General features: G+C 60.6%; 12 protein-coding genes. 3 read left to right on the plus strand and 9 right to left on the minus strand.

The window, feature by feature from the left end:
- Positions 1-11 precede the first annotated feature (11 nt).
- Positions 12-1526: a tripartite tricarboxylate transporter permease gene (locus IM267_RS10820; RefSeq protein WP_063450374.1), complete on the plus strand. Its 1515-nt coding sequence runs from the start codon at positions 12-14 to the stop codon at positions 1524-1526.
- On the opposite strand, the gene menE is transcribed toward IM267_RS10820, so the two are convergent.
- The 8 genes from menE to IM267_RS10860 form a co-directional block, all read right to left on the minus strand.
- Entirely contained in the window at positions 1527-2888 is a 1362-nt protein-coding gene (gene menE / locus IM267_RS10825) for an o-succinylbenzoate--CoA ligase (RefSeq protein ID WP_193033380.1), read from the minus strand.
- The gene (menC, locus tag IM267_RS10830; RefSeq protein WP_193033381.1) at positions 2885-3850 is read right to left on the minus strand and encodes an o-succinylbenzoate synthase; all 966 of its coding nucleotides are present in this window, start codon (positions 3848-3850) and stop codon (positions 2885-2887) included. Before menC ends, menE begins: the two co-directional genes overlap by 4 nt.
- On the minus strand, positions 3850-4707 hold the full coding sequence (gene menB, locus IM267_RS10835; protein ID WP_013098093.1) for a 1,4-dihydroxy-2-naphthoyl-CoA synthase: 858 nt from the start codon (positions 4705-4707) through the stop codon (positions 3850-3852). The genes menC and menB overlap by 1 nt, the downstream gene beginning before the upstream one ends.
- A complete protein-coding gene (menH, locus tag IM267_RS10840) occupies positions 4704-5480 on the minus strand; it encodes a 2-succinyl-6-hydroxy-2,4-cyclohexadiene-1-carboxylate synthase (protein WP_193033382.1) in 777 nt (258 codons plus the stop codon). The genes menB and menH overlap by 4 nt, the downstream gene beginning before the upstream one ends.
- Complete coding sequence (gene menD / locus IM267_RS10845) at positions 5477-7147, minus strand: 2-succinyl-5-enolpyruvyl-6-hydroxy-3-cyclohexene-1-carboxylic-acid synthase (protein ID WP_193033383.1); 1671 nt, start codon at positions 7145-7147, stop codon at positions 5477-5479. Before menD ends, menH begins: the two co-directional genes overlap by 4 nt.
- 88 nt (positions 7148-7235) lie before the next feature.
- On the minus strand, positions 7236-8531 hold the full coding sequence (gene menF, locus IM267_RS10850) for an isochorismate synthase MenF (RefSeq protein ID WP_193033384.1): 1296 nt from the start codon (positions 8529-8531) through the stop codon (positions 7236-7238).
- An 86-nt stretch (positions 8532-8617) separates the two neighbouring features.
- A complete protein-coding gene (elaB, locus tag IM267_RS10855; RefSeq protein WP_063450380.1) occupies positions 8618-8923 on the minus strand; it encodes a stress response protein ElaB in 306 nt (101 codons plus the stop codon).
- Positions 8924-8973: 50 nt separating this feature from the next.
- Positions 8974-9438: a GNAT family N-acetyltransferase gene (locus IM267_RS10860; RefSeq protein WP_193033385.1), complete on the minus strand. Its 465-nt coding sequence runs from the start codon at positions 9436-9438 to the stop codon at positions 8974-8976.
- Positions 9439-9509: 71 nt separating this feature from the next.
- On the opposite strand from IM267_RS10860, the gene rbn reads away from it, so the two are divergent.
- Positions 9510-10427 carry a ribonuclease BN gene (rbn, locus tag IM267_RS10865; RefSeq protein WP_193033386.1) on the plus strand — a complete coding sequence of 306 codons (918 nt, stop codon included), beginning with the start codon at positions 9510-9512 and terminating at the stop codon, positions 10425-10427.
- Positions 10428-10491: 64 nt separating this feature from the next.
- Positions 10492-11496, plus strand: coding sequence for a chemotaxis protein (locus IM267_RS10870; protein WP_193033387.1), 1005 nt, complete (start codon positions 10492-10494; stop codon positions 11494-11496).
- Positions 11497-11595: 99 nt separating this feature from the next.
- On the opposite strand, the gene nuoN is transcribed toward IM267_RS10870, so the two are convergent.
- Entirely contained in the window at positions 11596-13053 is a 1458-nt protein-coding gene (gene nuoN, locus IM267_RS10875; RefSeq protein WP_063450384.1) for an NADH-quinone oxidoreductase subunit NuoN, read from the minus strand.
- Positions 13054-13055 lie beyond the last annotated feature (2 nt).

Genomic DNA, 13055 nt, shown 5'->3' on the forward strand with positions numbered 1-13055 from the left:
CGGAGCACGCTATGGATACCTGGATCTATCTCTCTCAGGGGTTCGCGGTAGCGATGACCCCGGAAAACCTGGTGATCGCCCTGATCGGCTGCTTCGTCGGGACCATCGTCGGCCTGCTGCCGGGCCTTGGCCCGATCAACGGCGTGGCGATTTTACTGCCGCTGGCCTTTGCCCTGCACCTGCCTGCGGAGTCGGCGCTGATCCTGCTGGCGACGGTATACATCGGCTGCGAGTACGGCGGGCGAATTTCGTCGATACTGCTTAACGTGCCCGGCGATGCCGCCGCCATTATGACCGCGCTGGACGGCTACCCGATGGCGCAGCAGGGGCGCGGCGGCGTGGCGCTCTCAATTTCCGCCGTCAGCTCGTTCTTTGGCTCCCTGATCGCCATTGGCGGCATCATTTTGTTCGCGCCGGCGCTGGCCCAGTGGTCGCTGGCGTTTGGTCCTGCCGAGTATTTCGCGCTGATGGTATTCGCCATTGCCTGCCTCGGCAGCATGATGGCGCAAAACCCGCTGAAGTCGTTTTTATCTGCGCTGATTGGCCTGGGGTTAGCCACCGTCGGCGTGGATGCCAACACCGGGGTTTACCGCTTTACCTTCGACAGCGTTCACCTCTCCGACGGCGTGCAATTTATCGTCGTGGTGATTGGTCTGTTCTCCGTCTCAGAAATCTTGCTGATGCTGGAGCATACCAGCAGCGGGCAGACGCTGGTGCGTAAAACCGGACGTATGCTGTTCAATGCCAAAGAGGGGGCGCAGTGCGTGGGTGCCACCCTGCGGTCGTCGGTGATCGGTTTCTTCGTCGGCATTTTGCCCGGCGCCGGGGCAACCATCGCCAGCGCCATCACCTACATGACCGAGAAGAAGCTGAGCGGTAACAGCGACGGTTTCGGCAAAGGCGATATTCGCGGCGTGGCGGCGCCGGAGGCGGCCAATAACGCTTCGGCCTGCGGTTCGTTCATCCCGATGCTGACCCTCGGCGTGCCGGGTTCGGGCACCACGGCGGTGATGATGGGCGCGCTGACGCTCTATAACATCACCCCGGGTCCGGCGATGTTCACCGAGCAACCGGATATCGTCTGGGGCCTGATTGCGGCGCTGCTGATCGCCAACGTGATGCTGCTGGTGATGAACATCCCGCTGATCGGCCTGTTTACGCGCATGCTGACCATTCCCCTGTGGTTCCTGGTTCCTGCCATCGCCGCCGTCTCTGCGGTTGGGGTGTACGCGGTGCACAGCACCACCTTCGACCTGGTATTGATGGTGCTGCTGGGGATCCTGGGCTACATCTTGCGCAAAATGCACTTCCCGATGTCGCCGCTGATTTTAGGGTTTGTGTTGGGGGAAATGCTGGAGCAAAACCTGCGCCGCGCGCTCTCCATCAGCAACGGCAACATGGCGATCCTGTGGGAGAGCAATGTGACGAAGATCCTGCTGGCAATGGCGATTATGGTGATTGTCGTGCCGCCGGTGCTGCGCTGGGTCCGTCGTCGCCAGCACAAACCGCAGCCGGATATCGGCTGATTAGCCCCTTAACAGGGCATTGACCCACTGCCTTAACGCCTGGCGGGAGATTTTAATCCCGCCATTTTTCAGTTCTGACGGCAGCGCCAGCCAGTGCACCGGCTGCTCAAAGCGCGCCAGCCTGCCCTGAACCCACTCTGGCAACAGCGTGATATCCGTGCCCGGCGCACATTCCACTACCGCCACCGGCCGCTGTCCGTACTCGGCATCGTCCAGCGGAACGACAAACGCCTGGCTTACCTGCGGATGCGTAACGATGACGCGCTCCAGCGCTTCCGGCTGGATCCCTTCTCCGCCGCTGAAAAAGAGATTGTCCATGCGGCCCAGAACGGCCAGGCGGCCGTTATGCCACTCACCGCGATCGCGGGTGGCAAACCAGCCCTGCTCGTTGACCAGCGGCAGTAACGCGCCGTCCCGCCAGTAGCCCGCCGCCATGCTTTCTGCCCGGATCCAGATTTCACCGTTCACCACCTGCACCTCTCTGCCCGGCAGCGCGCGGCCCACGTCCGGCGCGCCGTCGGCCTCTTTGGCGCAGACGGTGGAGGCGAACTCGGTCAGGCCATAGCCGCAGTAGGTCCGAATACCCTGCTCGCGCGCCTGTTCCGTCAGCTCAACGGGGATTTCCGCCCCCCCGAGCAGCACGGCCTTCAGCGCGACGGGATGGTGTGAATTGACCAGCCGCCACAGCTGCGTCGGCACCAGCGAGGCGTGGGTACAGCCCTGGAGCGCCTGCTCCAGGGGCTGTTTTTCGCGCACGGTGAGGCGGCCTCCGCCCTGCAACCAGCGCCACAGAATCCCCTGACCGGAGACGTGAAACAGCGGCAGGGACAGCAGCCAGTCGTCATCACCGCCGTAAGGCATCAGGGACAGCACGCCTCGTGCGCTGGCAAGGTGGGCAGCACAGGTGTGCACCGCCGCTTTTGGCAGGCCGGTGGAGCCGGAGGTGAGCGTCATTGAGGCCAGACGTTCAGCTCTCCACGTCACGCTGGCAAGCTCCTCGCCCTCTCTCAACGCCAGCGCGGGCAGACCGTCATACTCACCGTTAAGCACCAGCGCAAAGCGCAGCGTCATCTGCGGCAGGAGAACGTCCAGCAGCGGGCGAGGAAGCTGAGGGTTTACCGGCAAAATGCGGGCGCCGCACTGAAGCAGGGCCAGCCAGGCCAGCAGCGTCCGCGGATGGTTGTGGGCGAGGAGCATGACGCCGTCGCCCTCCCTGACGCCCTGAGCCTGAAAACCGGCGGCCAGACGATCGATACGCTCGCACAGCTGAGACCAGCTGTGCGTGACTTCGTCTAAACGCAGCGCGGGTTTATCACCACTCCGGGCGCGCCAGTGCCGCCACGGCCAGTCGTTAAAGCTCATCGCAACGGCTCCAGCGCCCCGACGTCAAGGCACGGTAAGGTGCTGTCCGGCCACGGGCGAAGCAGTTGCGCCTGCATCAGGCTCAGCGTATCAAGGCCGGGTACAGTCTCTGGCGTTAACCAGGCGGCAATGCGCGCCAGCTGCGTCAGCCCGAGGCTCGATTCTATGGACGAGCTGATCACCGCCGTCATCCCCAGCGCATGGGCGGCTGCAACCTGCTCGCGCACCTTGTCGAGGCTGCCGGTCAGCGTTGGCTTAATCACCACGGCGCTGACGCCCGGTTCGGCGGCAAACGTGAAATCGGCTTCGCGCAGGCTCTCATCCCAGGCGATAGCAATGCCGGTTTCCCGGGCAAAGGCACGGGACTCGTCGCGCGTTTTGCACGGCTCTTCGAGAAACGCGATGCGGCTGCGGTACGCCGGGTTGACGTACTTCGCAAACTGCTGCGCCTTCAGCGGCGTCCAGGCGCGGTTGGCGTCCAGCCGCAGGTGTAGATCGGGAATGGCTTCCAGCAGCAGGTTGACGACCATCCCGTCGCGCACCGCTTCGTACAGGCCAACCTTAATTTTCGCCACCTTCTCGCCCGGCATCGCGGAGAGCAGCGCGAAGAGTTCATCCGGATCGCCGGTACAGAGCGGCGCGGCGCGATAGTTCGCCGCGTCCGGCAAACTGCCGTCCAGCTCGGCCAGCGCACAGCTGATGCCGAACGCGGCGGAAGGAACGTCCGGCAGTGCCGGAGCCACTCCCTCGCGCCATTGGTGCGTCCAGGCCATCAGCGCCACCTGCGCCTCGTCCAGCGTTTCCAGGCTAAAGCCCTGAAGCGGGGCGATTTCGCCCCACCCTTCCCGCTCGCCCTGCCGGAGGTGCACAAAAAGTCCGTCACGGGTTTTTAACCGCCGTTCACGCAGCACCACGCCCGCGTCCATCGGTATCTGCCAGCGGTAAACCTGCGCGCAACGCATTACGGGTTCCGTTTGTATTTGCTGAAGTCTGGCTGGCGTTTTTCGTTGAACGCGTTGCGCCCTTCCTGACCCTCTTCGGTCATGTAGAACAGCATGGTGGCGTTACCCGCCAGCTCCTGAAGGCCCGCCTGACCGTCACAGTCCGCGTTCAGGGCCGCCTTCAGGCAGCGCAGCGCCATTGGGCTGTTTTGCAGCATTTCGCGACACCAGCGCACGGTCTCTTTTTCGAGATCGGCGATCGGCACCACGGTGTTAACCAGGCCCATATCCAGCGCTTCCTGTGCGTTGTACTGACGGCACAGGAACCAGATTTCGCGGGCTTTTTTCTGGCCGACGATGCGCGCCATGTAGGAGGCGCCCCAGCCGCCGTCGAAAGAGCCCACTTTCGGGCCGGTCTGGCCGAAGATGGCATTTTCCGCCGCGATAGTCAGGTCACACATCATGTGCAGCACGTGACCGCCACCGATGGAATACCCTGCCACCATCGCCACGACCGGTTTCGGACAGGTGCGGATCTGGCGCTGGAAATCCAGCACGTTCAGGTGGTGCGTGCCCGCATCATCCTGGTATCCGCCGTAGTCGCCACGCACTTTCTGATCGCCGCCGGAGCAGAAGGCTTTCTCGCCTTCACCGGTCAGAACGATAACGCCGATATTGTCGTCGTAGCGGGCATCCGCCAGCGCCTGGATCATCTCTTTGACGGTCAGAGGACGAAACGCGTTGCGCACCTGCGGACGGTTGATGGTGATTTTGGCGATACCGTCGGCGGATTTGTGATAACGAATGTCGGTGTAGCCTTCGGAGCAGTCCTGCCATTCAACCGGCGCGTAGAGCATGTTTTCATCAGGATAGATCATAGCGTGTCCTTTGTTCGATGACGCAGTATCTGAGCCAGACTCGCGGCAACCGCATCCGGGTTCTCCCGGTGAGCGTTGTGTCCGGCATGGGGGATAGCATGGCGCGTGGCGTTGAGTTCAGCGGCAAGGGCTTTGAACTTCTCATCACGTTCGCCATAGAGAAAGTAAAAAGGAAAATCACGCGCGGTGAGCGCGGGACGTAAATCAGGCTGAACGGCAAGCGAGGTGGCTTCCAGCATATCAGCCAGCCTCGGGCCGTTGTTCCGGCTGCGCAGCGCGATCAACGCCTTGCGCTGTTCCTCCGTAAGGGAGGCAAAGACCGGCTGTTGATACCAGTCTGTAAAGACAGCTTCCAGCGGCTCGCTGCAAAAACGTGACGCCCAGCGTCGGTCAGCGATCAGCCGCGCCTGACGCGCATCGGTATCTTGCAGGCCAGGGTGTCCACCCTCCACAATCACCCCGTCTAACCCCGCCGGATGCTGGCAGGCATGAAACATCGCAATGCGGCCGCCGAGGGAGTACCCCACCAGCCAGTAGTTTAGTATGTTGTAACTAATAAGAGTGTGCGTGAGCAACTCGCTCATCTCTGCAAACCCCGCCACGCCCGTCTCCGCGGAACCACCGTGTCCGGGCAGGTCAAGGTAGAGCCGGGGATAGTCATCCAGCGACGTCCCAACGGTCTGCCACTCGTGACAGTCGCCGGAAAAGCCGTGCAGGAAAACCAGCCAGGGGTAGCCTGGTTTTCCGCGCTGAGTGACGCCTGCGAGGATCACAGGTGGCTCACCTGCGCCAGCAGATGTTGCAGCTTCTGCGCGCCGTCCGCATCGTTAACCACCAGCTCAATCAGCGTTGCGCCGGGCTGTCGCCAGGCGGCGTTCAGCGCCGTTTCCAGCGCGTCCCAGCTTTCCGGGCGATGGTACTTAAGGCTGAACATGGCGGCGGCGTGTTCGAACTGCACGTTTTGCGGCATCAGATAGAAGCGCTCACGTTCGCTTTGCGGAGTGGGCAGCAGGGAGAAAATCTGCCCGCCGTTGTTGTTAACGACAATCAGCACGAAAGGGGCCGACGCCTGACGCAGGAGCGCCAGCGCGTTGAGATCGTAGAGGGCTGAGAGATCGCCTACTATCGCCAGCGTGGATTTCGCGCTGGCCCGCTGTACGCCCGCCGCGGTGGAGATCAGACCATCAATGCCGCTCGCCCCCCGGTTGCTGTACACCGGGTAACCTGCGGGCAGCTTCGAGAAGGCGTCAATCAGGCGCACCACCAGGCTGTTGCCGACAAAAAGTTGCCCCTGCTCGGGAAGGTATTTGCGGATACGGTGCGCCAGACCGGCTTCACTGAACGCCTCGCACTGCGCTTTGGTGAGCTCCCACGCCTGACGCGAAAGTTCGGGGATCTCAACCGCCCATGGCTTGCGTTTTTCTGCCGGATGAAGCTCCAGCCAGCGCTCAACGTCGCTGACCAGCCTGCGACCGCGGTGGTGCGCCGGGTCAAGGCGTCCTTCGAGCGGATCCACCAGCCAGTACTCTTCCGGCGTGCAGGTGGCCTGCCACTGGAGCAGGCGCTTGCCCGTCAGGCTCGATCCCAGCTGGACGACAATCTGCGCCTGCGCAAGCTCGGTGACCGCCTTCGCGTTCCCCAGCCAGAGGTCCGCGCAGGGCAGCGGCTGGCCCGTCTGGGAAAGCACGTCGCCAATCAGCGGCCAGCCAAGCGTGTGTGCCCACTCCGCCGCCAGCCTGCCTTCCGCCGCGCTCATCCGCCCGGCAATGACCACGCCGCGCTTCTGACGCCAGAAGAACCAGTCGCGCTGTTTCGCGCTTTCCAGATGCGTCTGCTCGCGCAGCCACGGTTTTTCGCTTTCCCACCAGTCGCCGAGCTGCTGCTGCCAGGCGAGGCCGGTATCGTTCATTTCGCCGTACAGCGGCTCGGCAAACGGACAGTTGATGTGCAGCCCGCCGCTGCGCAGCGCGTTCATGGCGTGGTCCAGGGTAGAAACCAGCCAGCTGGCAGGAATATCCTGCGTGGGGCGCGGCAGTGAAACCGTCCGTGACGGATGCGAGGCAAACATGCCGGGCTGACGAATCGCCTGGTTAGCGCCGCAGTCAATAAGTTCAGGGGGACGATCGGCGGTGAGTAAAATCAGCTTTTCGCCGGTTAACCCCGCTTCAATCAGCGCCGGATAGAGGTTCGCCACCGCCGTGCCGGAGGTGACTATCACCGCCACGGGCGCTTTGCTGACTTTCGCCAGGCCGAGCGCCAGATGACCGAGTCCACGCTCGTCAAAATGGGTGTGATGAATAAAAGCCCGGTTTTCCGCCGCAGCAAGGGTGAGCGGCGTGGAGCGAGAGCCCGGGGCAATACACACGTGCCTGACGCCATGCCGGGTCAGGGCTTCAAGGATCACCGTCGCCCAGCGTCGGTTAAAAGAACTTACTGACATGAGATTGTCCAGTATCAAGAATGCGACACAGTATAAATAATAGAAAAAGTCAGAATTTTGATATGAATCGGGATTGCACGAATCAGTATTAATCCTTCAGGAGAAGGGAACGCAGCCCGGCGGCTTTGTTTTCGATCTCCTGCCACTCCTGTTCCGGATCGGAGCCGCTGACGATGCCCGCCCCTGCATAAAGACGCAGCGCGGCGTCGTGAACGCGGGCGGAGCGTAATGCCACGCAGAATTCACTTTGATCGACCGACAAATAGCCCGCCGATCCGGCGTACCACTCCCGGTCAAACGGCTCCACCTTCTCAATAAATTCTCGCGCCGCCTGACGCGGCAGCCCGGCCACCGCCGCCGTTGGTTGCAGAATATGCAAACACTGCTCGTCGTCAGCGTGTTTGAGTTCGGTCCAGATACAGCGGCGTAAATGCTGCACCTTGCGCAGACGCAGCACCTGGGCAGGCAGGATCTCCAGCGTCCGGGTCTGGTGCTGAAGACGCTGGCAGATATCTTCCACCACCAGCATATTTTCCCGCTGATTTTTGTCGTCGTTCATCAGCCAGTCCCCCAGACGCTGGGCCTGCTTATCGTCAGAATGGCTGGCAACAGTGCCTGCCAGCGCTTCGGTGCGCAGCAGCGTGCCGCGTCGCCGCCACAGGCGCTCGGGGGTCGAGCCAAGAAACGCGTTGTCGGCATCGAAGACCATGCAAAAATGATAGCAGTTGAGGTTCAGCGCGCGGCTGGCGGCCATCAGCGCAATGGCGTCTACGGGCTGCCGGCACTGCACATCGGTGGCGCGTGCGAGCACCACTTTCTCGACGTCGCCGCGAGCAATGGTATCCGTTGCCTGACGGATCAGTGTCAGCCATTCCGGTTTTTCTGGATGATGGGTTTCCTGCTCAATCTGAACGGACAACGGGCGGATCGGCGCGGCGTCGCGCAGGTTATCGACAAAACTCAATGCCACACGGGCATCTTCGCGCAGCGAGGTTTCGCTCCACAGTTGCAGGCGCAGCGTGGCGACCCCGGCAGACCGTCGCCAGAGAAGACGCGGTAAAAACAGCGTGCCCTGCGCCGGGTTGAAGGCGTTCAGGCCGCAGATACGGGTGTCATTTGCCACGGCATGGGTGTGCAGGAACCGGGAAGCCGAGGCCAGAGAATCAAAATGGGCGAGGCTTCCCAGCGCGGCAAGTTCTTCATCACCGCTGCGCTGTTGCCAGTAAAACTGTGGATAGCTTCGCTGCACGCCCAGCCAGGCCAGGGGATCGAAGGCATCGTTTAACGGGAAAGAGACGTCGAAATGACGGAAACCGGGTGTATCAGGCAACGCTTGCGCAAGCTGGGTGCGCAGGCTTTGCAGCGCGAGGAAAATCGAGTGCACGCGAACCTCTCCCTGTTAAAACCTTATATTATACGGGGTACTGACAATAAATAGCAGTACCCACGTGTAGGGAGGGGTTTAGCGGCTTAACGGCGGGCTAACAGCAGACCCAGCACCAGCCCTACGGCTGCACCGACGCCAATACCCTGCCATGGTTTTTCATGCACATAATCGTCGGCACGATACACCGCCTGTTTGGCGCGGTAGTAGTAGTTGTCGGACGCGTTACTGACGCGGTTTTTAACGTCATGCAGCGCCTGCTCGGCGCGGGCTTTGAGCTCAATGTACTTCTGATCGGCAGGATCGCCTGACGAGCGCAGCACTTCTTCCAGCGTTTCGCTTAGCAGCGTCAGGTCGTCGTCTGCTCGGGTTTCCCAGGATTGAAATGACATATTTTTCTCCATGTTAGTACACCAGTCCGATAACTATAGACAACGTCTCGCTATTGCGCCTGTTTCGCTTCGCGCGCCATGCCAACATGGGGGATGCCATCTTCGTCATAAACCCCGGTGACCGCGCGAAAGCCAAAATGGGCATAGAAAGATTGCAAATGCGCCTGTGCGCCCAGGTATAACGCCTTGTCCGGCCACTGTTTTTGGCATGCTTCCAGCGTTTTATCCATCAGCTGATAGCCCAGCTTTTCACCGCGCGCGCTGCCGCTGACGATGACGCGGCCAATGACGACAGGGTCAAAATCGTCGTCGCTTTTCAGAATCCTCGCATACGCCACCAGCTCGTTATTCCGCCAGCCGAGGATGTGCCGGTTCTCGCCGATTAAGTCATCGCCGTCGATATCCTGATACGGGCAGGTTTGTTCAACCACGAAGACTTCACAGCGCAGCTTGAGCAGGGCGTAGAGTGACTGCACGGTCAGTTCGCTGTGGTGTAGATCTTGCCACTGGATCATGTGTTTCTCCTTCCTGGGGTTCATCACGTTATACTAAACCTCTTCCCATTGGGCAAAGGGCTGATTGCGTTATGGAACTGATTTTTCTGGGTACGTCCGCCGGCGTGCCAACCCGCTCACGAAACGTGACGGCAATTCTGCTGGATCTTAAGCATCCTACCCGGGGTGGGCTGTGGCTGTTTGACTGCGGTGAGGGCACGCAGCACCAGCTGCTGCACACCTCTTATCACCCAGGGAAAGTGGATAAAATATTTATTACGCATCTGCACGGCGATCATCTTTTCGGCCTGCCGGGCCTGCTGTGCAGCCGTTCAATGGCGGGTAACGCCAACCCGCTGACGATTTATGGCCCTGCGGGCATTCAGGAATTTGTTGAAACCACGCTGCGCCTGAGCGGCTCGTGGACAGACTATCCGCTGGAGGTGATTGAGATAGCCGAAGGCCAGGTGTTCGACGACGGTGATTATCGGGTGCACGCTTACCCGCTTAACCATCCGGTGGAATGCTACGGCTATCGCATTGAGGAGCACGATAAGCCCGGTGCGCTGAACGCCGCCGCGTTGCGGGCCGATGGCGTCAGGCCCGGCCCGCTGTTCCAGCGCCTTAAGCTTGGTGAAACCGTCACGCTGGACGACGGGCGCGTCATTAACGGTCAGGATTACCTCGCGCCGCCGCAGCCGGGCAAAAAACTGGCTATTTTTGGTGATACCGCCCCCTGCCCTTCGGCGCTTCGGCTTGCCGGGGGCGTGGACGTGATGGTGCACGAGGCGACGCTGGAAGCGGCGATGGAAGAGAAAGCCAACAGCCGGGGGCACAGCTCAACGCGTCAGGCGGCGCGGCTGGCGCGTGAGGCTGGCGTTGGGAAACTGATTGTCACGCACGTCAGTTCACGCTATGACGTCCGCGGCTGTGAAAGCCTGCTGGCAGAGTGTCGGGAAGTGTTTCCCGCCTGCGAGCTGGCGGTAGATTTCGCTCAGGTCAGCGTTTAGTCCTTTATTTTTCCCTCAGGATGCCGATAACGATTAAAAGGCCAGCATTTCTATTGAGGGTAGAATGGATAATTTCCAGAAAGATATTGATGACAGGGCGAATCTCACCCTGTCCAACCGTTTTGAACTGTTGCTGTTCCGTCTTGGCACCTCTCTGAACGAAAATAAATCCGAGCTGTTCGGCATCAACGTGTTCAAATTGCGCGAAATTGTGCCGATGCCGACCTTCACCAAACCGGCGGGCATGAAGTCGCCGCTAATGGGGATGGTAAACATTCGCGACCAGGTGATCCCGGTGATCGATCTGGCCGCCGTCGCTGGCTGCAAGCCAACCACCGGGCTGAACATTCTGCTGATCACCGAATATGCCCGCAGCGTGCAGGCCTTCGCCGTGGAATCGGTGGAGAACATCATGCGTCTTGACTGGAAGCAGGTGCACGCCGCTGAAACCGCCGTCAGCGGTCGCTATATCACCAGCATTGCCTGCCTGGATGACAAGACCGATACCAACGATCTGGCGATGGTGCTGGACGTGGAACAGATCCTGTATGACATCACCCCGGCGAATCACGATCTGCACGCCACCCATCTGGAAACCACTAAATTCAACATCAAGCCAGGCTCCGTCGCGATTGTTGCAGAAGACTCGAAGGTGGCGCGTTCGATGCTGGAGAAAGGATTGCAGGCGATGGAGATCCCGGCTCAGCTGCATATCACCGGCAAAGACGCATGGGAGAAAATCACCCAGCTGGCCGCGCAGGCGCAGGCTGAGGGTGTCCCCGTCACCGACAAGATCGCTCTGGTATTAACCGACCTCGAAATGCCGGAGATGGATGGCTTTACGCTGACGCGCAAAATCAAAACCGACCCGGTACTGAAAGATATTCCGGTGGTGATCCACTCGTCCCTTTCCGGCAACGCCAACGAAGATCATATTCGCAAAGTAAAGGCGGACGGCTATGTGGCGAAGTTTGAGCTGAACGAGCTGTCGTCGGTGATTGAGGAAGTGCTGGAGCGGTCGATGAAGAAAATTGACGGGCCGTTAATTAGCCGGAAGCAGCTGGCTTAGTCGGGTAGCGCTACGCTTACCCGATCTACAAAACCCGCAGGCCCTGCAAGCGTAGCGTCGCTGGGCAATAAAAAACCCGCCGAGGCGGGTTTTTTGTTTTTACATCAGCGGCATCGCGCGCTGAACAATCTCAATCAGCGGCTGCGGATAGATACCGAAGATCAGCACCAGCAGCGCGGAGATGAGCACCACAATCCCGCCGGCGCTGTACTGCCAGTTGGATGGTGCATCGCGGTTGAGCTGCTGAGGTGCGCTCAGGTACAGGCTCACCGCTACGCGCAGGTAGTAATAGAGACCAATCGCGGAGCCGATAACGACACCGGCAGTCAGCCACCACAGACCCGCCTGCACACCGACGGCCAGCACGTAGAACTTACCGATAAAGCCCAGCGTCATCGGGATACCCGCCAGCGAGAGCATCATCACGGTCATTACCGCCGACAGAATCGGACGGTGCCAGAACAGGCCACGGTAGGAGAACAGGGAATCTGCATCCGGGCCACGGTACGGGCTGGACATCAGGCTCACCACACCGAAGGCGCCGAGGCTGCTGAACAGGTAACCGGCCAGATACACACCCACGGTTTCCATCGACATCTCGCCGCTTTGCAGCGCAATCAGCGCCACCAGCAGGTAGCCCAGATGGGAGATAGAGGAGTAGCCCAGCAGACGCTTGATGTTGGTCTGGCTCAGCGCCATCAGGTTACCGAAGATGATAGACACGAACGCGATAATGCCCAGCACCACGCGAACCGCTTCGCTGTCACCCACCGGCGCGTACAGGAACAGACGCATAACCACGCCGAAGATAGCGATTTTACTCGCCGTCGCCAGGAAGGTAGAGACCGGTGCAGGCGCACCCTGGTATACGTCTGGCGTCCACAGGTGGAACGGCACCAGAGAAAGCTTGAAGCCAAGGCCAACAATCATCATGCCCAGACCCGCCAGCAGCAGCGGCTCGTGCATCATGCCGTCGCCCAGGCTCTTGCCGAGCGCCATGAACGAGAGGTTACCCGTCTGCGCGTACAGCAGCGCAATACCGAACAGCAGGAACGACGACGCGGCAGCAGACAGAATGGTGTACTTGATTGCCGCTTCCAGCGAGCGTTTCTGGCGGAAGGCGTAACCAATCAGGCCGAACAGCGGCAGTGAGATCAGCTCAATGCCGAGGAACAGCGCGGCCATGTGGTTCGCGTTCGCCAGCAGAATGCCGCCCAGCGCGGCAATCAGTACCAGCAGGTAAAACTCTTCTTTGTTGTCGTTGTAACCTTCGAGCCACGGGTAGGCAAAGGTACAGGTTGCCAGGCTCGCCAGCAGCACCAGACCGGTGTAGAGCATGGCGTAGCCGTCAACGCGCATCAGCGGCGTGACGTCCATCGCGCCCGCCTGGCCAACAAACCAGAGGGAGACTAACGCAGCGTTCAGACCCAGAACGGACAGGGTCGCATTCAGGAAGTGATTGCGTCGCCACGCAATGGAGAGCATCACAACCACCACCGTCAATCCGACGATCAGCAGCGGTAGCAGCGCGATCAGTTGTTGTGGAGTTATTGTCATGG

This window comes from Enterobacter cloacae complex sp. P15RS, from assembly GCF_014895905.1.
GTDB classification, from domain to species: domain Bacteria; phylum Pseudomonadota; class Gammaproteobacteria; order Enterobacterales; family Enterobacteriaceae; genus Enterobacter; species Enterobacter quasihormaechei.